The 20,453-nt window shown below is 51.9% G+C and carries 18 protein-coding genes and 1 pseudogene; 7 read left to right on the top strand and 12 right to left on the bottom strand.

From position 1 onward, the window contains the following. The first annotated feature begins 89 nt into the window (after positions 1-89). From EXW94_RS05310 to yciH, 4 genes are all read left to right on the top strand, one after another. Complete coding sequence (locus EXW94_RS05310) at positions 90-398, top strand: LapA family protein (RefSeq protein WP_010431755.1); 309 nt, start codon at positions 90-92, stop codon at positions 396-398. Between the two features lie 6 nt (positions 399-404). Then, a complete protein-coding gene (gene lapB, locus EXW94_RS05305) occupies positions 405-1,574 on the top strand; it encodes a lipopolysaccharide assembly protein LapB (protein ID WP_120158299.1) in 1,170 nt (389 codons plus the stop codon). A gap of 186 nt (positions 1,575-1,760) precedes the next feature. Then, positions 1,761-2,498 (top strand): orotidine-5'-phosphate decarboxylase, encoded by a 738-nt coding sequence (gene pyrF, locus EXW94_RS05300; protein ID WP_100166147.1) that lies wholly within the window; start codon positions 1,761-1,763, stop codon positions 2,496-2,498. Then, complete coding sequence (gene yciH, locus EXW94_RS05295) at positions 2,498-2,824, top strand: stress response translation initiation inhibitor YciH (protein WP_108417787.1); 327 nt, start codon at positions 2,498-2,500, stop codon at positions 2,822-2,824. Before pyrF ends, yciH begins: the two co-directional genes overlap by 1 nt. A gap of 102 nt (positions 2,825-2,926) precedes the next feature. Here the strand turns inward: yciH and osmB are convergent, their stop codons facing one another. The 3 genes from osmB to EXW94_RS05280 form a co-directional block, all read right to left on the bottom strand. Continuing rightward, the gene (gene osmB, locus EXW94_RS05290; protein ID WP_010431738.1) at positions 2,927-3,145 is read right to left on the bottom strand and encodes an osmotically-inducible lipoprotein OsmB; all 219 of its coding nucleotides are present in this window, start codon (positions 3,143-3,145) and stop codon (positions 2,927-2,929) included. 265 nt (positions 3,146-3,410) lie between these two features. Then, positions 3,411-4,163: a DNA-binding transcriptional regulator YciT gene (locus EXW94_RS05285; RefSeq protein ID WP_108417786.1), complete on the bottom strand. Its 753-nt coding sequence runs from the start codon at positions 4,161-4,163 to the stop codon at positions 3,411-3,413. Positions 4,164-4,205: 42 nt separating this feature from the next. Further along, a complete protein-coding gene (locus EXW94_RS05280) occupies positions 4,206-4,388 on the bottom strand; it encodes a hypothetical protein (protein ID WP_010431733.1) in 183 nt (60 codons plus the stop codon). A 193-nt stretch (positions 4,389-4,581) separates the two neighbouring features. On the opposite strand from EXW94_RS05280, the gene EXW94_RS05275 reads away from it, so the two are divergent. Next, the gene (locus EXW94_RS05275) at positions 4,582-5,451 is read left to right on the top strand and encodes a crotonase/enoyl-CoA hydratase family protein (protein WP_174339676.1); all 870 of its coding nucleotides are present in this window, start codon (positions 4,582-4,584) and stop codon (positions 5,449-5,451) included. Here the strand turns inward: EXW94_RS05275 and pdeR are convergent. The 7 genes and pseudogenes from pdeR to EXW94_RS05240 form a co-directional block, all read right to left on the bottom strand. Further along, positions 5,448-7,437, bottom strand: a pseudogene (gene pdeR, locus EXW94_RS05270) (cyclic di-GMP phosphodiesterase). The gene EXW94_RS05275 and the pseudogene pdeR sit on opposite strands and share 4 nt — an antisense overlap. 318 nt (positions 7,438-7,755) lie before the next feature. Then, positions 7,756-9,690 carry an exoribonuclease II gene (locus EXW94_RS05265; RefSeq protein WP_174339675.1) on the bottom strand — a complete coding sequence of 645 codons (1,935 nt, stop codon included), beginning with the start codon at positions 9,688-9,690 and terminating at the stop codon, positions 7,756-7,758. Positions 9,691-9,778: 88 nt separating this feature from the next. Continuing rightward, positions 9,779-10,765: a CMD domain-containing protein gene (locus EXW94_RS05260; RefSeq protein WP_174339674.1), complete on the bottom strand. Its 987-nt coding sequence runs from the start codon at positions 10,763-10,765 to the stop codon at positions 9,779-9,781. A gap of 157 nt (positions 10,766-10,922) precedes the next feature. Further along, positions 10,923-11,711 (bottom strand): enoyl-ACP reductase FabI, encoded by a 789-nt coding sequence (gene fabI, locus EXW94_RS05255; RefSeq protein WP_014832208.1) that lies wholly within the window; start codon positions 11,709-11,711, stop codon positions 10,923-10,925. A gap of 270 nt (positions 11,712-11,981) precedes the next feature. Beyond that, positions 11,982-15,077: a multidrug efflux RND transporter permease subunit gene (locus EXW94_RS05250; protein ID WP_174339673.1), complete on the bottom strand. Its 3,096-nt coding sequence runs from the start codon at positions 15,075-15,077 to the stop codon at positions 11,982-11,984. Between the two features lie 4 nt (positions 15,078-15,081). Continuing rightward, positions 15,082-15,993 carry an ABC transporter six-transmembrane domain-containing protein gene (locus EXW94_RS05245; protein ID WP_375336638.1) on the bottom strand — a complete coding sequence of 304 codons (912 nt, stop codon included), beginning with the start codon at positions 15,991-15,993 and terminating at the stop codon, positions 15,082-15,084. A 124-nt stretch (positions 15,994-16,117) separates the two neighbouring features. Further along, the gene (locus EXW94_RS05240; RefSeq protein WP_174339672.1) at positions 16,118-16,504 is read right to left on the bottom strand and encodes a transporter; all 387 of its coding nucleotides are present in this window, start codon (positions 16,502-16,504) and stop codon (positions 16,118-16,120) included. Between the two features lie 273 nt (positions 16,505-16,777). On the opposite strand from EXW94_RS05240, the gene EXW94_RS05235 reads away from it, so the two are divergent. Then, positions 16,778-17,482, top strand: a complete 705-nt coding sequence (locus EXW94_RS05235; protein ID WP_174339671.1) for a response regulator — start codon at positions 16,778-16,780, stop codon at positions 17,480-17,482. Further along, positions 17,479-18,543, top strand: coding sequence for an ATP-binding protein (locus EXW94_RS05230; RefSeq protein WP_174339670.1), 1,065 nt, complete (start codon positions 17,479-17,481; stop codon positions 18,541-18,543). The genes EXW94_RS05235 and EXW94_RS05230 overlap by 4 nt, the downstream gene beginning before the upstream one ends. Here the strand turns inward: EXW94_RS05230 and EXW94_RS05225 are convergent. After that, entirely contained in the window at positions 18,524-19,465 is a 942-nt protein-coding gene (locus EXW94_RS05225) for an ATP-grasp fold amidoligase family protein (protein ID WP_174339669.1), read from the bottom strand. The two genes, EXW94_RS05230 and EXW94_RS05225, sit on opposite strands and share 20 nt — an antisense overlap. Before the next feature lie 180 nt (positions 19,466-19,645). Further along, entirely contained in the window at positions 19,646-20,452 is an 807-nt protein-coding gene (gene sapF / locus EXW94_RS05220; protein WP_089600634.1) for a putrescine export ABC transporter ATP-binding protein SapF, read from the bottom strand. Between the last annotated feature and the right edge of the window lies 1 nt (position 20,453).

The raw sequence follows: 20,453 nt of genomic DNA, 5'->3' as shown, positions 1-20,453 counted from the left end.
CGCCCCCGTCACTAAAATGGTAGTTTATAAGGCTGATTGCGGTGAGTTGAACAGACTTTATTCGCTTGAACCACATAACGGGAAGTCATGTGAAATATTTACTCATTTTCTTACTGGTGTTGGCGATTTTTGTTATTTCCGTCACCTTAGGTGCGCAAAACGATCAGCAGGTGACCTTTAACTATCTGCTTGCACAGGGCGAGTACCGGGTATCGAGCCTGCTTGCGGTCCTGTTTGCCGCCGGTTTTATTATCGGCTGGCTGGTGTGCGGTCTCTTCTGGCTTAAAGTTCGTGTTTCGCTTGTGCGCGCTGAACGTAAAATCAAACGCCTTGAACATCAAATTGCGCCCGCGACTGACATTCCGGAGAGTTCTGGTGTGCCGGTAGCCAAGGAATAATCGAATATGCTGGAGTTGTTGTTTCTGCTTTTGCCTGTAGCCGCAGCCTATGGCTGGTATATGGGCCGCAGAAGTGCGCAACAAACAAAACAGGATGAGGCCAACCGACTCTCCCGCGACTATGTTGCGGGGGTGAACTTCCTCCTGAGCAATCAACAGGATAAAGCGGTTGATCTGTTCCTTGATATGTTGAAAGAGGATACGGGCACCGTAGAAGCGCATCTCACCCTGGGCAACCTGTTCCGCTCGCGCGGTGAGGTTGATCGCGCTATTCGTATTCACCAGACGCTGATGGAAAGCGCGTCGTTAACCTACGATCAACGCTTGCTGGCCGTTCAACAGCTGGGACGTGATTACATGGCTGCGGGGCTGTACGACCGTGCCGAAGATATGTTCACCCAACTGGTTGATGAGACCGACTTCCGTATCAGTGCGCTCCAGCAGTTACTGCAGATTTACCAGGCGACCAGCGAATGGCAAAAAGCCATAGATACAGCCGAACGTCTGGTGAAGCTTGGCAAAGATAAGCAACGCGTAGAAATTGCTCACTTCTATTGCGAACTGGCGCTTCAGCAGATGGGCAACGACGACATGGATAAAGCCATGGCACTGCTGAAGAAAGGCGCCGCTGCGGATCGCAACAGCGCGCGAATCTCCATCATGATGGGGCGCGTCTTTATGGCGAATGGCGACTACGCCAAAGCCGTTGAAAGCCTGTTGCGGGTTATCGACCAGGATAAAGAGTTGGTCAGTGAAACGCTGGAAATGCTGCAAACCTGCTATCAACAGCTCGACAAGCAGGATGAGTGGGTAGCATTCCTGCGTCGTTGCGTGGAAGAAAATACTGGCGCCACCGCTGAACTGATGCTCTCAGACGTTGTTGAGCAGTATGAGGGAAGCGACACCGCGCAGGTTTATATTACGCGCCAACTGCAGCGCCACCCGACGATGCGGGTATTCCATAAACTGATGGACTACCACCTGAACGACGCAGAAGAAGGGCGTGCGAAAGAGAGTCTGATGGTGCTGCGCGATATGGTCGGCGAGCAGGTACGCAGTAAGCCGCGCTACCGCTGCCAGAAGTGCGGTTTTACCGCTTACACGCTGTACTGGCACTGTCCTTCGTGCCGGGCTTGGTCAACCATCAAGCCGATTCGTGGTCTTGACGGGCAGTAATTTTTTAAAACGTCCCATTTTAGTTACAACATACTGTAAAGTTTTTGTCACTGAGTCAGCACCGTGCAATTTTTCGGTCAGGCAGGAAAGGAAATCGATTCTGTCATTTTCCACCGCTGGCAGGTAGAATGCAGGCCGTTTATCTGTTCCGCGCCGCTGCGCGCCCATAGACGAAAAGGGCTGGTCATGACGTCTGTTACTTCCTCCGCTTCCCGCGTAATCACTGATTCTCCTGTTGTTGTTGCGCTTGATTACAATAACCGCGACAACGCGCTGGCCTTTGTTGATGGTATCGATCCGCGAGATTGCCGTCTGAAAGTTGGTAAAGAGATGTTTACGCTATTTGGTCCGCAAATTGTCCGCGATCTTCAGCAGCGTGGGTTTGACGTTTTCCTGGACCTGAAATTCCATGATATTCCCAACACCACTGCGCATGCCGTCGCTGCTGCAGCCGAGCTTGGTGTGTGGATGGTCAACGTCCATGCATCGGGTGGGGCGCGTATGATGACCGCCGCGCGCGAGGCGCTGGTGCCCTTCGGCAAAGATGCACCGCTCCTGATTGCGGTCACCGTGCTGACCAGCATGGATGAATCTGACCTGCGCGATCTTGGCGTGACGTTGTCACCCGCTGAGCAAGCTGAACGTCTGGCTCGTCTAACGCAAAACTGTGGTCTCGATGGGGTAGTCTGTTCAGCCCAGGAGGCGGTGCGCTTCAAATCCGAACTGGGCCAACAATTTAAGCTTATCACGCCGGGTATTCGTCCCGCGGGCAGTGAGGTTGGCGATCAGCGCCGTATTATGACGCCAGAGCAAGCATTGGCTGCAGGTGTGGATTATATGGTGATCGGCCGTCCCGTTACGCAATCTGCGGATCCGGCGCAGACGCTAAAAGCGATCAACGCGTCATTGAAAAAGGGTGCCTGATGAGCGATTCCAACAGCCGCCTGGTCTACTCCACCGGCACCGGGCGTATCGATGAGCCAAAAGAGAAAGCTGAACGTCCTAAAGGTGATGGCATCGTGCGCATCCAGCGTCAGACCAGTGGTCGCAAGGGCAAGGGCGTGTGTCTGATTACCGGTATCGATCTGGATGATGCGGAGCTGGCTAACCTGGCCGCAGAATTAAAAAAGAAATGCGGTTGCGGCGGTGCCGTGAAAGATGGCGTGATCGAAATTCAGGGCGACAAACGCGATTTAATTAAAACGCTGCTCGAAGCCAAAGGAATGAAAGTTAAACTGGCGGGCGGCTAAATTAAAAGAGCCACGGCGTTAACCGTGGCTCTTTATACGTGTGTAAGTCAGACCTGAAAAATACTGAATATATTATTAGACCGGTGAGAGCCGTTATGGTGATTATTTGCCCACCTGGTGACCGATAATACCGCCGACAGCAGCACCACCTAATGTACCCAGCGTACTACCATCCGTTAATACCGCACCACCAAGAGCACCGGCACCCGCACCAATTGCGGTGTTACGGTCACGTTTAGACCAGTTAGAGCAGGCGCTCAGGGACATAGCTACTGTAATTGCCAGAACAGCGGCAGCGATTTTTTTGCTGGTAAAGGTCATAATACTTTCTCCTGAATTATCGATTCACGGAAAGAAGTGCACTTTAAGTATAGACAATAGTCATACTTAAATTCTGTTTTCCATGAAAGCTAGTCGCGCAGGTGTTACGTAATCACGCAAGTGATAGTCACTTCCTGTTATATCGCTAATAATAATTTTACCCCTTTAGCCCAGGTTAAACAGGTAAAAACTCTTAAAGCAGGCTTCGGAATCATCTCAGAGAGAGGGGGGGGATTTGCGCCCGTTATTCAGGCGCAGAGGAGAGTCAGGCAGGTTTTCTCACAATATCGACGGTCAGGCCGTCCTGCTCAAGCTGCTGGCGATGTTCATCACTCAGCCGTTCATCGGTGATCACGCGGCTAAATCGGTTTATCGGGCCCATCATATAGGGATGTACAGAACCGAATTTAGAACTGTCGGTAAGGACAATTGCTTCACACTCTTTTTCCAGCACGGCATTAACCACGTCAGAACGCATCATATCCCGACCGGTGAACCCGGTGTCAGGTTGCCAGCCATCAATGCCAATGAACGCTTTGCTGAAATGAACCTGCTGGACATACTGGCGAGTGAGTGGTCCCACCATGCTTTCACTTTTCTTCTGGTAAATACCGCCCAGCAGAATGACCTCACAGCGCGTCTCTTTCAGCAGATGCGCAATATAGCTGCTGACGGTAATAATGGTGACGTCTTTTTGATCGGCCAGGGTACGTGCCAGAAGGGCGTTACTGCTGCCATTCTCAATAAAGACCGTTTCACCATTGTTCACTAAGGACGCAGCAAATTCTGCCAGTTCTCGCTTGAGGGCATAATTGTTCATCATGCGGGTTTCAACGTCTTCACTGTCCAGCGGGACGGCATAACCATGCGCACGACGCAGGTAGCTCTGTTTTTCCAGAAGGTTAAGATCCTGACGGATTGTGACTTCAGAAACGCCGGTCGTTTTCGCGAGATCGACCACGCTTACGCGCCCCTGATCGATGACCATCTGCAAAATGATTTGTTGTCGGGAATTCATAGCATCCATTTAAAAAGCAAAACGAGGTCGGAAACGGTGGAGTCAAACTTCCCACGGGGCTTTTGGCTGAGCGCTTTCTGGCGCGGAATCGGAATCTTTGTGAGCCAGTAACTCTGATTTCAGGATCTCAAGATTACGGATCGCAGAGTGATAATCACCCGCTACCAGGATATCCAGCACCGTATCAATACGTCGTGCCACAGCCAGTGCATCAATGTCAGACATAATCTCACCCCAGGAGCGAAAAGTTAATATTTTCAATGATGCAGAAAATGGGAACAAAAGAGAAGGGAAAAAATGCAATAACTAAAGTACATAAATGAAAGTGATAATTTTATTCCCTCTCATGCAGCGGGGTTAATGAGTGGATTAGTCTAAAACTGCGCGCAAGGCGCTTTTTTTTAAGAGGAATTAGACTATGACCGTTATCAATCAAGCAACCTGCACACTGTTTACCGATACTGAACGTTTCACTCAGCTGGCGGGCTATTATGAGGCGGAGCGTCGCACTGTCTGGATGATGTTGCGGTCGCAACCGCGCCCTTGCTTCAACCACGCATTAATAGAGGAGATCATGAATCTTTCCTGGCTGGTTCGCCAGTCCGGTTTTGCGGTCGATTTTTGGGTTACCGGATCGCTGGTACCCGATATGTATAACGCCGGTGGGGACTTGCAGTTCTTCGTAGACTGTATTCAAAACGGGCGCCGGGAAGCATTACGCGCATATGCGCGTGCCTGTGTTGATTGCGTACACGCCGCATCACGGGGTTTTGATACCGGGGCAATTACGCTGGCGATGGTCGAAGGGAGCGCCTTAGGAGGCGGCTTCGAGGCTGCGCTGGCGCACCATTTTCTCCTGGCTCAGCGCGATGCCCGGTTAGGGTTCCCGGAGATCGCCTTTAATCTTTTCCCCGGGATGGGGGGCTATTCGCTCGTTGCACGCCGCTCAGGCATGAAGCTGGCAGAGGAGCTCATTTACAAAGGGGAATCCCATACGGCTGAGTGGTACGAACAGCACGGATTGGTGGATGTGCTGTTTGAACCGGGACAAAGCTACGTCACCGTCCGAACATTTATCGACACGCTGCAGCCGAAGCTGAACGGCGTAAGGGCAATGCTGCGCGCCCGTACCCGCGTGTTGCAGCTGCCACGCAGTGAACTGATGGATATTACAGAAGACTGGGTCGATGCCGCGTTTTACCTTGAACCGAAAGATATCGCTTATATGGAACGTCTGGTTATGCTGCAAAACCGCCATCAGGCGGCGGGGTTACGCCAGGCCAGTTAACGCATCTTTCGTGACTGATAGCGCTTTAGCCATCGCTCGAAAACGGCAGCGGGCATCGGCTTAGCAAACAGAAAACCTTGCCGTTCGTTGACGCCGTTCTTAGTCAGAAAGGCGTCTTCTTTTGCGCTCTCCACGCCTTCCGCAATGACCTGCAGATTCAGTGCCTGAGCGACGGCCACAATAGCACGGACCAACGACTGCGAAATGGATTGTTTATGGATATCCCGCACAAACGACTGATCGAGCTTGATGGCATCGATAGGAAAACGCGCCAGCTGTGACAGGGATGAATAGCCTGTACCGAAATCGTCCAGATGAATTTGCGCTCCAAGCTGGCTGAACTGCTGGATGACCGAAAGGGCCAGCTCTTCGTTTTCGATAAGACAGCTCTCGGTCAGTTCAACATCGATAGGGCAATATTCAAAATTCAGATCCTTCAGCGCCTGTTTCAGGTCACTGAATATGGTCTGGTCTGCCAGTTGACGCGCTGATACGTTGACCGCCACCCGCAGGTTAATGCCTTTATCGCGCCATTTAGCCACCTGACGCACCACGTCCAGCATAACCCAGCGACCGAGCGGCACAATCAAGCCGGACTCCTCAGCGTAAGAGATAAATTCCAGCGGAGGAATAAGTCCGCGCTCTGGCGATTGCCAGCGCACCAGCGCTTCCAAGCTTCTGACTTCGCCGCGCCAGGTCATTTTCGGCTGATAGTGGATCAAGAGCTGGTCATTATCCAGCGCTTTGCGCAGGTTGGTATCCAGCCAAAGATATTCGAACACGCGCTGGTTCATCTCTGGAGAGAAAACGCAGAACTTGCCTCGTCCGTTCTCTTTCGCGGTGTACATGGCGGTATCCGCGTTGCGAATGACGCTCTCGCGGTCGTTACCATGCTGTGGGGCGAGGGCGATGCCCAGAGAGCAGCCGGTGTAAATTTCAATTAAGCCGATGCGGAAGGGTTGCCGTAACCGGCTCAAAATACGCGATGCCATGGCTTCAAGGGAGCCTTGCGAGGTATCGGTTGCCATCACAATAAACTCATCACCGCCGAGTCTCGCCAGCACCTGACCTTCATCCAGGCAACTCAGAATGGCAAGGGCGACGGCCTGCAATAACTGGTCGCCAAACATGTGCCCATAGGCATCGTTAACCTTTTTAAAATTATCCAGGTCGAGATAGACCACGCCGATCTGAGTGTCTCCTCGGGTGGCGATGGCATCGGAAATCAGCTCGTGGATCGCGTTTCGGTTTGGCAGTCCGGTGATGGTATCCGTATTGGCCAGCACGCGCAGGCGTTCCTGAGCACGCCGCTCCTCCGTGATATCGGTACCGGAACAGATGAGATAAATTTCATTTTTACCGCTGCCGCTGTGAACAAATTTGTTTCTGAACAGAAACAATCGCTGCCCTTTGCGGGTCTTGACCCAGCGTTCAACTTCATAGGAACTGCCGTTACGAAAAAAACCGGCGATATTACGTCTTGAGGCAGCGGCTTCGCTGCGGGTCATAAACAGTTTGAAGACGTTTTGCCCGATCACCTCGTGCTCTTTCAGCCCGGTGTACTCCTCACTCAGGCGGTTAAAGCGCTGGATATTGCCGTTCTGGTCCAGGATAACGATTACTGAATTGGCTTCTGAGACAACCTGTTCGGCAAAAGAGAGGCCCTGCGCCAGATCGCGCGCAACGGAAGGGGTATCGTGCCAGGCAGAGGCTGTACCGGCCCCACTCGTTTCGGGTAATTTTGCGCCCGACCAGATGGACAGGAACATCTTCACCGTACAAAGAGAGGGTCATCGAGATACTGGAGGTGATGACGGTTAACTGGCGGATGAGCGCGGCCTGTTCATCATTCAGCGCGATCACTTGCGTCACATCGGCATTTTCACTGGTGGAGAGATGCAGAGCATTGCTGTCAGCGGTCAGTCGCCACCAGGGGCTGTGGGTTCCCATGTAACGAAACAGCAAATTCTGCTCCAAATCGTCCATCCTGTTTTCTCCCGCAGCTGCTCATTAGCGCACAAATCATTCATTTGTTGTCGACTTTCCGTTGTGATAAAGCGGCAAAACCGAAGTGAACTTATTGTTTTTTCCCTGATTTCTAATAATAAAACGAGTCAGGTTAAAAAGGATACTCAGCGTATAAAAATTCACGTAACCGAATATGAAGGGATTCTTTTAATGTAGATAATTATGGCGATTTTGGGCGGGAGGAGACGGAAAATAGTCAGTGATTTTGTGGTTTGTGATGAGAGAAGAGTTTGTCGACCCATCCATGAAGGAAAGGGTCGACAATTTAGCAGCTTATCAGGCGACCGGGCGCGCAATAATGCTGCGTGTTTCCATGCGAACTTCAGCGATATTCACATCAATCACGTCAGTGACTTTGTAAACCGTTTCGCCTTTGATTTGCACGGTTCCGTTTTCCTGGCTACAGACCAGCTCGTCGCGTACAGCATGCAGGAACGGCGCAGGAATGAAAGCAACGGCACCGTTGTCCACCAGACGTACGCGCATACCGCCGCGGCTGATATCAATGATTTCCGCCGGGAAGCGGGCATCCGTTCCTGCTTTCTCATTCAGGAAACGCGCGTACAGCCAGTCACCGACATCGCGTTCAGCCATACGGTTCAGGCGGCGGCGCTCGGCCATTTGCACGGTGGAATCATCCTGAGGACGCGCGACCGATTCCCCTTTGATAATCGCTTTCAGCAGGCGATGGTTTACCATGTCGCCGTACTTACGAATCGGAGAGGTCCAGGTGGCATAGGCTTCAAGCCCCAGACCGAAATGTGGGCCCGGTTCGATGCTGATTTCGGCAAAGGACTGGAAGCGGCGAATACGGCTGTCGAGGAAACCGGATGGTTGCGCATCGAGTTCGCGACGAAGTTTGCAGAAGCCTTGCAGCGTCAGCACTTCTTCAGGATCGACATGCACGTCATGCGTTTTCAGCAGGGCAGCCAGCGCCTCGGTGTTAGCCGGATCGAACCCGGTATGCACGTTATAGATGCCGAAGCCTAACTTGTCGCGTAATACGCGGGCGGCACAAATGTTGGCCGAGATCATGGCTTCTTCAACAATACGGTTAGCGATGCGGCGTGGTTCAGCAACGATATCCAGCACTTCGCCTTTTTCACCCAACACGAAACGGTAGTCCGGACGGTCCTTGAAGACCAGCGCATGGGTTTTACGCCATTCACTGCGGTTCAGACACACGCGATGCAACAGTCGAATTTGCGCAGCAATGGCGTCGTTTTCAGGTTGCCAGGTGCCCGTATTTTCCAGCCAGTCGGACACGTCGTCATAGGCCAGCTTGGCTTTGGATTCGATGGTCGCAGCAAAGAATTCGATATCGTCTTCAATCGTGCCGTCGGCGGCGATAGTCATGCGGCAGGCGAGTACCGGGCGCACTTCATTCGGTCGCAGCGAGCAGAGATCGTCAGAGAGTTCACGCGGCAACATCGGGATATTGAAGCCCGGCAGGTAGTTGGTGAACGAACGCACTTTTGCCATATCGTCCAGTTTGCTGCCTTCGACAATCCAGGCGGTAGGATCGGCAATCGCGACGGTCAGATGCACTTTGCCATCCGCAGTCTCTTCTGCAAACAGCGCATCGTCCATGTCTTCGGTGCTGGCACTGTCGATGGTGACAAAGTCCAGACCGGTCAGGTCACGGCGTGACAGACCTTCGTCCTGCATTTCTGTCGCGACGCCGTCTGGCGCCTCTTTTTCAAGATTGTGACGCGCCAGCGTTACCCACCACGGGACGAAGTGATCGTCGCCGAAGGTGATAAATTGCGTCAGCTCAGCATAGAAACCACGGTCGCCTTTGAGAGGGTGGCGGCGCATTTCAGCAACGGCCCAGTCACCCTCTTTAAAATCATGCTCAACGCCACGCGCCGCACGGCACTGAATAGCATCTTTCAGCAGGGGATGGTCCGGCACGATGGAAAGACGGTCATCTTTTCTGTGTATCTTGCCCACGAAGCGAGTCAGGAAGGGTTCAATCAGTTCTTCTGGCTCGGCGGATTCGCGTTCCTTTTCCGTATGAATAACCGCTGTGACGCGATCGCCGTGCATCACTTTTTTCATCTGCGGAGGCGGGATGAAATAGCTCTTTTGCCCGTCAACTTCAAGGAAGCCAAAGCCCTTTTCCGTGGCTTTTACGACCCCTTCTGCACGCGGCGTCTGGGAATGCAGTTGCTGTTTAAGCTGCGCTAGCAGCGGGTTGTCCTGAAACATAATGTTCTATTTTCGTAGCCATTGAGCGGCTGACAGTTTTACGCGAATCTTACTGCTTCAGCAAGCGCTCTTTGGGTAAAAAGTACGGTTATTCCGCTTTGCCAAGCGCCACTCGCAGGCGGTCGAGCCAGCCGGTAAATGCACTTTGAGTAAGCAGATTGATGGCGCGGATATCAGGGATCCCAGCATCAATCAGCGGCGTGAATTGTGCCGCGCTAAAACGATCCGGTGAACGGGTCAGTAGCTCTACTGCCGCAGTTAGCGCCCCGTGCGTTTGTGGCTCGCTTTGACGGTGATTGATCAGAATCTCGCCCGTCAGGTTGAGTAGCGCAGGCTCGTGGCTCAGCACTGGCGTGAGCGCCTGAAGTTCCGGCTCTGCTTGCCAGCGTGAAAGCGACTCAAGCTGGAATGGGGTCGCGTAGCGCAGTTCGACGACGGGCAGTACAGGGGGCCAGACACGAATAGTCACCGGTAAGGAATGCGGCGGAATATGGTGTCCGGGCAACCAGCGTACAGGATGCCCCAGTAACGCCTGAAACACCGCCACAACACGCGCCTGAAAGCCAATAAAGCCGATAATCTGGTTGATCAGCACAATGTCATAGGTTGTCAGGCCCACTTCATCGAGCTGTAGCTGCGCTTTGTGGTCAATGACGTCTGGTGAGCTGGCAAGTTGGCGGGCATATTGCGTGATTTGTGCCAGGCGGCGATTGCTTTCGCGTGAGGAGTCAGGACCAGGGAGGGGGGCGAGCAGGGCAGCGTAGTGGTTACAGAGTCGCTGAACACCACACGCCTGAGCGACCGTCAACGCCGTGCTGAGCCTGTCGTACGCACTAAGCGTGTGTAGTCGGTTAACCTCAATATTGAGCGGGAACAGAAGGTGGCACAAGGCCCTGGCGGGAGCGAGCCAGCCATGGCAGGCGGTGACAATCTTTTCAGGGAGTTCTAAATCGAGCAAAAAACGATCGTCGACGTTAGCGGCTTCGGGCACCAAAGGCAGGACATCCGTTTGCGAGTGGTTGGACTGGGTTTCATGATACCAGTGGCCTTTGCCGGAAAAGCGGCGTTGTTCCATGGGCGTTCCTTGATCTCAAAATGGCGATCAATATCCTGGCGTAAGGTGAATGAGGGGAAAAATATTGTTAGGTGATAACAAATAACAGAAGGGAATAACGAAGAGCACCGCAGTGGGGAGAGAAACTCTCTTCCCGGGCGGGAAGAGAGTCACAAACTTATTTAATTTCCAGCTCGTTCATTGCAGCGATGTTGAAACCGCCGTCAACGTGAACCACTTCGCCGGAGATACCCGCAGAAAGGTCAGAGCACAGGAAGGCTGCAGAGTTACCCACATCTTCAATGGTAACAGTACGACGAATCGGGGTAACCGCTTCGCAGTGTGCCAGCATTTTACGGAAATCTTTAATACCGGAAGCGGCCAGGGTGCGGATAGGACCTGCAGAGATGGCGTTAACGCGCACGCCTTCAGGACCCATTGCGTTCGCCATGTAGCGTACGTTGGCTTCCAGAGAAGCTTTAGCCAGACCCATCACGTTGTAGTTAGGGATAGCACGCTCTGCGCCCAGGTAGGACAGCGTCAGCAGGGCGGAGCCCGGGTTCAGCATGGCACGGCAAGATTTCGCCATCGCAACGAAGCTGTAGGAGCTGATGTCGTGCGCGATTTTGAAGCCATCACGGGTTACCGCGTTAACGTAGTCGCCGTCCAGCTGGTCGCCAGGTGCGAAGCCGATGGAGTGAACGAAACCGTCGAATTTGTCCCACGTTTTTGCCAGTTCAGCAAACATGCCATCGATGCTTTCATCTTGTGCAACGTCACATTCCAGAACGATGCTGGAACCCAGCTGCGCGGCAAACTCTTCAACACGGCCTTTCAGCTTGTCGTTCTGGTAGGTGAACGCCAGCTCAGCGCCTTCGCGATGCATTGCCTGTGCGATGCCGTATGCGATGGACAGTTTGCTGGCAACGCCAGTCACCAGAATGCGCTTACCGGAAAGAAAACCCATAGCTTTAATCCTTATATTCATTGCTAATTTTGCCTTGTAATTCATAGCGTTACAGGCAGTATTTCAAAATCATTCGAAATTAGCTCGAAATTATAGCCCACTCACAGCCCCTTGTGTCACGATATTTCTCGCACTTCTCCGAAGACGCCTGCCCCGAAGAATGCACCGCGGACTCGCGGGGGCTCAAAATTTCAGCATTCGTCCAGTATATCACCCGGCAACAGCTTCGCCTCATCCAACCAGAGAGGAAGCGTGATCCCACCAGGGTATTCACGCGTTCCTGATGTTGTCGACGAAACGCGCAATGACGATAAAGAAAACGGGTACGAAGAAGATCGCGAGAAGCGTACCGCTGATCATGCCGCCAAATACGCCGGTACCGATGGCATGCTGCGTACTGTCGCTCGCCCCCCTGGCCAGCATCAAGGGAACAACCCCTAAAGTAAAGGCTAACGAGGTCATCAGAATGGGGCGCAGGCGCTGGCTGGCGGCATGAATGGTTGCCGCCAGCAGGGGCTGCCCCTGGCGATGGAGCTGCCTGGCAAATTCAACAATCAGAATGGCGTTCTTGGCTGACAGGCCGATAAGCGTAATCAGGCCGACCTTGAAGAAAACGTCATTCGTCATGCCGGCAACAGACACCGCTATCACCGCGCCGATGAGACCCAGCGGAACGACCAGCATGACCGCAAAAGGAATAGACCAGCTCTCATAGAGGGCGGCGAGTACCATAAATACGACCAGTATCGACAGGACGATAAGGCCCGGAAGCTGAGACTCCGATTTTCGCTCCTGTAATGAACTCCCGGCCCACTCGCCCGCCATGCCTTGAGGTAAATCCCTGGACAAACTCTCCATAATCTTCATTGCGGTGCCGCTGGACTCTCCCGAGGCCGCATTTCCGGTAATGCGAATAGCAGAATATCCCTGGTAACGCGTCAACTGCTGCGGCGCAACGTTCCAGGAAAGCGTGGCAAACGTCGATACCGGCACCATCTGACCCATCCGGTTTTTCACTGATAATGTCAGTATCTGCTCAGGTTGCATTCGGTAGGCCGCATCGGCCTGAATAATCACCTGCTGAACGCGGCCGTTGTTCGTATAGTCATTGACGTAATTTGAGCCCAGGGTGACGGAGAGCGTCTGGTTGATTTCATCAAATGAGACGCCCATCGCTTCCGCCTTTTCTCTGTCAACCTGGAGCGCGAGGCTTGTTCCTTCCGGCAGACCGTCTATGTAGACGTCACTCAGTTCAGGGCGCTGATTAGCGTGCAGGACCAGCGCGTCGGCAGCACGCTTTAACTCCTCGTAGCCCAGTCCTGCTCTGTCCTGCACGTACCAGGTGAACCCCGAGGAGGTGCCCATATCCGAAATGGCCGGCGGGAGCAGGCTCATCGTGACGGCATCCGACACGTTCGCCATGCTGGCCTGGATATGGTCGGCTTCATCCTGAGCCGTCGAGCCCTGCCGATTTTTCCAGTCCTTCAGCGTGGTAAAGGCCATAGCCGAATTCGGTCCCGAACCTGAAAACCCAAACCCCAGGATCATTATGTTGCTTTCAATATCCGGCCGGGCCGCAATTTCCTCTTCAAACTTTTTAACCACGTTGAGGGTGCGCTGCATCGTGGCATCAGAAGGCAGCTGGATTGAGGACATAAAGTAGCCTTGATCTTCGTCCGGCAGAAAGGATGACGGTAACGAAGACATTCCCAAAAACAGCGCAGCGCAAAGCGCAACGTACAGGAACAGCATACGTCCGCTTCGCTTCAGAACAGCACCCAGCCCGACTTCGTAACAGGCCGTGAGCGAACGGAAGCGCGCGTTAAACTTGGCCGCGAATCTTCCACCTCCGCTCTTTCCTGCCTTATGCGGCTTGAGTAACGTTGCGCACAGGGCAGGCGTCAGCGTCAGGGCAAGAAACGCGGATAGCAGTATGGAGACCGCCATGGAAATACAAAATTGTCGGTAGATAATCCCGACGGATCCTTCAGCAAACCCCATGGGGATAAAGACCGCGGTTAGCACCAGCGTGATGCCTATAATCGCCGGGGTGATTTCCTGCATGGCTTGCCGCGTGGCGTCACGCGGGGACAGGCTTTTTTCCTCCATCAGTCGTTCAACGTTTTCTACAACCACAATGGCATCATCCACGATAATCCCTATCGCCAGCACCATGCCGAACATCGTCAGAATATTGATGGAGTAGCCGCTCAATAGCATCACCGTGAAGGTGCCAAGAAGTGCGACGGGAGCAACAATCGCCGGGATAAGCGTACAGCGTATCTTGTGCAGAAACAGCAGCATAACCAGGAAGACGAGGACCATCGCTTCCACAAATGTCTGAACAACTTTCATGATAGAAAGTTTTACAAACGGCGCGGTATCGAAAGGGATCGTAAACGTCATTCCATCGGGTAACACCCGGGAAAGCTCGTCGATGCGCGCCCGTACGCCTGAAGCCGTACTCATTGCATTCGCGCCAGGCGACAGCTGGATTGCCGCCGCCGTTGCGGGCACGCCATTTTCGCGGATACCAAAGGCGTAGCTTTGCAGGCCAGATTCAATCCGCGCAATGTCGGACAGTTTCAGGCGGGCGCCGGATGCGTCAGCTTTCAGGGTGATATTCCTGAACGCCTCGACCGAGGAGAGCTGTCCCTTTATGGTGATGGGATACGTTACCCCTTGCCCTTCAGATGCGGGCTCGTCTCCCGTTTTACCGGGCGAAACCAGGGCATTTTGCTGGCCAACAGCGGTAAGAACATCACTTACCGAGAGCCCATAGCTGTGGAGCTTCATGGGATCCAACCAGATACGCAGCGCTTTTTCGCCGCCAAACAGCTGAACTTTCCCTACGCCGGGCACGCGACGAAGCTCGTCACTGACGTTTCTGGCAAAATAGTCGCTTAAATCGGCTTCTTCAAATTGACCTGTCGTGGATTTCAGCCCCACCATCATTAAAAAGCCAGAATTAGCGGCCTCGACGTTAATGCCGTTTTGTCTTACCGCCTGAGGTAGACGAGGCTCGACGATCTTAATCTGATTCTGCAGGTCCATCTGCGCCAGCTTGATGTCCGTGCCTGGTTTAAACGTGACGGTAATTGATGCTGAACCGGTTGTGTCACTGGATGATTCGAAATAGAGCAAGTTATCGACTCCAGAGATTTCGCGTTCTATTAACGAAACCACCGACGTATTCATGATATCGGGGCTGGCCCCCGGGTAACTGACGGAAATAATGATTCCCGGCGGTGCCACCGCCGGATACTGCGAAATCGGTAAACGGGGAATAGACAGAAGTCCCGCCAGAACGATAAAAAGCGCCACTACCCAGGCAAAAACGGGGCGTTCAATAAAAAAATGAGGCATTAAATTAACGTCCCGTTACGTGAATTTCATCATCAGTGGAAACGCGTTTACCGATGTCCCTGAGCTGCGAAAACTTCTCAAGAAGCTGTGGTGCGTCATCCAGACTCGTCGCGAACATCCACATGTAGGTCATCACGGAATAGATATGTCCGGCGGTGATGCCGGTTGAGCGCGTCATCCAGACGATGGTCAGCGTAAAAAGCACGGCAACAAGTACGCCAACCCACAAATAACCCCACGCCTCGCGGTCAGATAATGCGATACGTAAACGCGCAAGCGTGGAGTAATGTCGGTGAAGGGTGGACGTACCCGCCTTATGAACATAATCCACTTCTTTTTCCAGCCGATTATTCAGGCGCATGAATAGCCATTCATTTTTACGGGCATATCCGGAGACAAATCCGAGCAGGATAAGTACAATCGCAAAGCACATGACGCCGGCCCAACATTCAATAAATAGCAACATGATTGCAGCACCCAAAAGGGAACTCAGCGATGTAATCAGCAGGGGAAGGTGCATTTCAAAGAAATCCACATATTCGCGCGAGAGCGTGACTCTGGCGGCGATTGCCGAATGGTTTAGCTGGTATTTGCGCTGTGCCAGGACGACGGATACCGCAAGTCCGGCATAAATGCGTGCAAACGTGCGGGTGTCTACGCTCCGTCTGGCCGCGCCGATGAACCACATACAAAGTACCATCAGGCCATACAGCGCGGCGTTAAGCGTCTCACCTGCGAGGATGGCATTTATCGCGATACCTGCCAGAACGGGATAAAGTAAAAACGTCACGTTTTCGGCCACCACCAGCAAGAAAGTGACAACCAGTTTTTTCCGGTGCCGTATCGCGAGTTTTTTAAGCGAGTGCATCACACCGGCAGATTCCGAAGAACGGAGATTATTATTAGGATTCATCATTATGGGTAAGTCGTGTCAGACTTTTTGAGTGTATTATTTTTGTGCAAAAAAATGAGGTGGAGAGTCTACCGCGCGCCTGTTTAGCGGAAATGGGTGGTTTGTGGAGGATGTGTGGAGCTCAGATTCAAATCATTCTCATAATAAGGTACAGAGGAGTTCCGCCAAAAAAAATAATCAAATAACACTCGTAATAAAAGATCAGATCTTCGATGTCGGGCATCGCATTTAACAGCACGGTGAACGTAATAATGAGATAAACAAAAATCACCATTAACCAGAAGGCGATGACAAGAAGTTCAGTCAGCGCGCCAGCTTTGTTTTGGATTGATAAAAAGACCACTGACAGTGCGATGCAGCCATACATAATGGGGGTGGAGGGTAGCGTCGAGGCGACTTTTTCGTCCAGTCTGTGTATCAGCACCAGCCAAATATATAATAATCCCCAGGACAGCATCAGGAACAGGGAATATATGCCGATTTTTTTAGGGTGGAAATATTTAGAGAGTTCCATGTTCATTATCTCAGCCAACTTCAGAATGTCTTTAAGAGACAGGATTAATTAGTTACGTTCGATGAAAAGACGGCATATGCCTGAACAGCTATTTTGAACAGGCATTGTCGAGTTTTTATTGTCAGAATGTGTATGCTGTGTGGAGAAATAACCGGGAATTGAAATCCACCCCGGAAAATTTTGTGACCACGGCACTTTTTCCCGAAGACTGTGTCTTATTGTGCTAAAGATGTCTGTAAGCGTGCTCAAAGGGATTTCACCCGCGGAGATAAAATGCACAAAAATACGCTGATCCTTGTTGTTGAAGATGAAGACGAAATCGCCGATATACTGATGAGCTACTTAGAGCGTTCAGGAATGAAAACGCTCAGAGCCAGCCAGGGCGAGCAGGCAATAACGCTTAATCGCCTCCATAAGCCGGATCTCATCTTGCTGGACATTCATCTGCCCCTATGTGACGGCTGGAGCGTACTTACCACGCTTCGTCAGGAAAGTTCTGTCCCCGTTATTATGGTTTCCGCACTCGATCAGGATGTCGATAAACTCATGGGGCTGAGACTGGGCGCGGATGATTACGTGATCAAACCCTTCAATCCTTCAGAAATTGTCGCACGGGTTGAGGCGGTGCTGCGCAGGACGAAACCCACACTTCAGCATGCGGGTTCCCTGCCGCTCAGAACGTCATTTATTACGGTCTATCCGGATGACTTTTACGTGGAAGTCACCGTGGGCGAAGAGGTTATCTCCCCGGTTTTAACGACGACCGAATTTAAATTACTCACCTGGCTGGTGAGATATCCACGAAAGGTTTGTTCCCGCGAAGAGTTACTCAACGCGTGTCTGCCGGAAGGGGATACGCTCGACAGAACGGTCGACAGCCATATGAGCAAGTTGCGAAAAAAACTGGAGCTTGCCGGTCTGTATGGTGTTCCGGAGAGCATCAGAGGCATGGGCTACCGGCTTGGGGAAAAGAAATGAACAAAGAGTCTGTCCTGAGCCGTCAGATCTTAACGTATATGCTGTTGCTGACGTTTACGATCATTGCCATCGCCATACTGGGCTCCTGGTTTTTTTACTCCTTTATTCTGGATCATCTCCCGGGTGGCGCTGCTGCGGGCGATGACGAGCAGATGACGATGTGGGACTGGGTATGGATTGGGACCGCGACAACGATCAGTCTGATTATTGCACTCTTTTTCACGGTCAAACTTTCATCGCGAATACTCACCCCGCTTAACGCAGTAGCGTCCAGCCTGAAAAAGATTTCTCAGGGCGATTTGGACGCCCGGGCATTTTGTACCAGTTCCCGGCTTGGTGAGATCAATCACCTGGTGACGGATTTCAATGAAATGGCGGAAAAATTACAGACGCTGGATATTCAGCGGAAATCCTGGAATGCCGCTATTGCGCATGAGCTGAGAACGCCGGTCACGATCTTACGCGGACGGCTTCAGGGGTTGGTTGACGGTGTTTTTACCCCAGACCCGGTACTGTTTAATAATCTTCTCAAACAGACGGAAGGGTTAACCCGTCTGATTGAGGATCTCCGGGTGATCAGTTCGGGTGGCGGAGCGGGATACACGTTATGCCAGTCCAGAATGGATCTAAAAGGAACAATACAGGATGCACTCGATACATTCATGCCCGAGTTTAACCGTAAGGCATTTACCGTTAATACAGACCTGAGGGAGCAGCAATGCGTATTCGATCCGTTACGCATCAATCAGTGTCTGACCGTTTTATTTGACAATGCCTTACATTATTCAACCTCGCGCACGCTCATCGTGAAAAATGGCGTTTCGGATAAAGGCAATTATATCCTTATTCAGGACGGCGGACCGGGCATCCCCAGGGAGTTTCATGATTTCCTGTTTCAGCCCTTTCAGCGCGATAATGGCGCCAGACATTTGAACCCGGAAGGCTGTGGTTTGGGCCTGTCGGTGGTAAAAGCCATCATGCTGGCGCATGGTGGCGATGTTACCTATACCTTATCGACGCAAAACCACTCGATATTTAAACTCACCTGGTCCGACGCGTGAGTTTCAGCGGCAGGTCAAATACGCCTGCCGGCGATAAATGCCATATTTTTCCTAACTTAGCATCCCATTCCTGCGGGGTAATCGTCAGTTTACCGCGTCTCGGGCTTAAGGTTATTTCACTGAAATAGATTTCATCTTTTTTTAGCATAAGGTCAACGCGGCAGTAGTCAATTCCATCCGCCAGCTCCTGAGAGGCCAACAACGCCTGTCGGAACAAGACCGGTTCGCCAGGATCTGCTGAAGTATTTGGATATTCCATCCGGAAGGGTTGTAAGTTCCAGTGCCTGTCATAAACGTTGATAAACCCTTTGCCGTTATCATCCGTGAAATCCGCTTCTACATAGTGGGCAACGCCATGAAAGCAATGGATCCTCAGCATTTCGGGCGTTGTATTCCTGTCAGCATCATCGAAGAGATCGACAAACGGCTCGCAAAGTATACTCGGCGTAATGTTTTTGTATTGCCATTCGCGCGTGGTGTAGTACAAGTTTTTCTTTAACGCGAGGCTCAGTTTTTTACACGCTTCCTTATAGTTAAATTGCGCTTTGTTTGTACATATTATTGTGCTGCCGCTGTCATGGTTGCACTTAAGGACGAATTTGTCAGGGAGTACTGAAAAATCAATCTGCGACGCTCGGGAATAAACGCCAATTAATGGCACCGTTTTCACTCGTTTTGTTCTGGAGGAAACGTATGCCCGAACGGCGAGTTTATCGGCGAGCATCGTGTAGAGGTTATTATGATCATAGACCAGACGATGACATATTTTTTCACTCAACGTAGTGGGTGATTGAATGTCTGGGATTCTCCCTGAGGCTTTTTTAAGCCTGGTAGTATGGAAATGCAGATCTGTGATTAAAAAAGAGCGGCATTTTCTTATTAGATATTCAGTGTATTTGAGAACGTAAGTGGCGTTATTCATTTCTTCTCCTCCGTAATTTATGGGTATTCTGGAGGGGAACTATTGATTTATTTTGTGTGAAATATGGAGCAGGAGTGGAGACGAAAAAGCAAAGGATTAAATAGCGTATGCAAACTATTTAATCCTTAATTCAGCTGAGTAATTTAGTTCAGTGCCGCCTCAGGGGCGTCTATCTCGTGCTTATCGATCTTTTCTCCACGCATCGGCGGTCAATGCTTCACCGAAATGCCCGGCGATGAGCCGTTTCGTCAAATCGTGCAGCGGAGAGGCCAGCACATCAGCCGTACTTCCTCGTTCGACAACTTCACCCTGGTGCATCACCATGACCTGGTCGCTGATGTGTTTCATCATGCCAAGATGCTGGGTCACGTAGATATAAGAGATACCCTGTTTTTCCTGTAATTCCAGCATCAGGTTAATTAACTGCGAACGCATCGACATATCCAGCGAGGCAAGGGCTTCATCGGCAATAATCACCTTTGGACGCAGAATCAACGCGCGTGCCAGCCCCAGACGTTGTTTCTGACCCGGTGCAAGCATGTGCGGGTAGTAGCTCACATGATCGGGAAGCAGTCCAACTAAACGCAGCGTTTCGACGATGCGTTTACGCCGGGCTTCAGGCTCCAGGTCGGTATTCAACCGCAGCGGGAAATCCAGGATCTGCGAAATTCGCTGGCGCGGATTGAGGGAAGTAGACGGATCCTGAAAGATCATGCGGATGCGCTGGCTGCGGAAAGAGTAGTCACCAAATTTTAGCGGGTGATCGTCAATCAGCACTTCGCCATCGGTTGGCTCAACCATGCCCGCCAGCATTTTCGCCAGCGTGGATTTTCCGGACCCGTTCTCGCCAATGATCGCCAGCGTCTGTTTCTCGCGCAGTGTGAAGCTCAGCGGCTTAACCGCCTCTACGGTCTGGCGATGAAAGAGCCCTGTGCGGTAGCGAAAGGTCTTACTCAGGTTACGAACTTCCAGTAAGGTTTCGACCATT

Source organism: Enterobacter sp. JMULE2, assembly GCF_013337145.1.
Classification (GTDB): Bacteria; Pseudomonadota; Gammaproteobacteria; order Enterobacterales; family Enterobacteriaceae; genus Enterobacter; species Enterobacter mori.
Note: the sequence above shows the minus strand (reverse complement) of the source record. Positions and strands in the feature narration are given on the sequence as shown.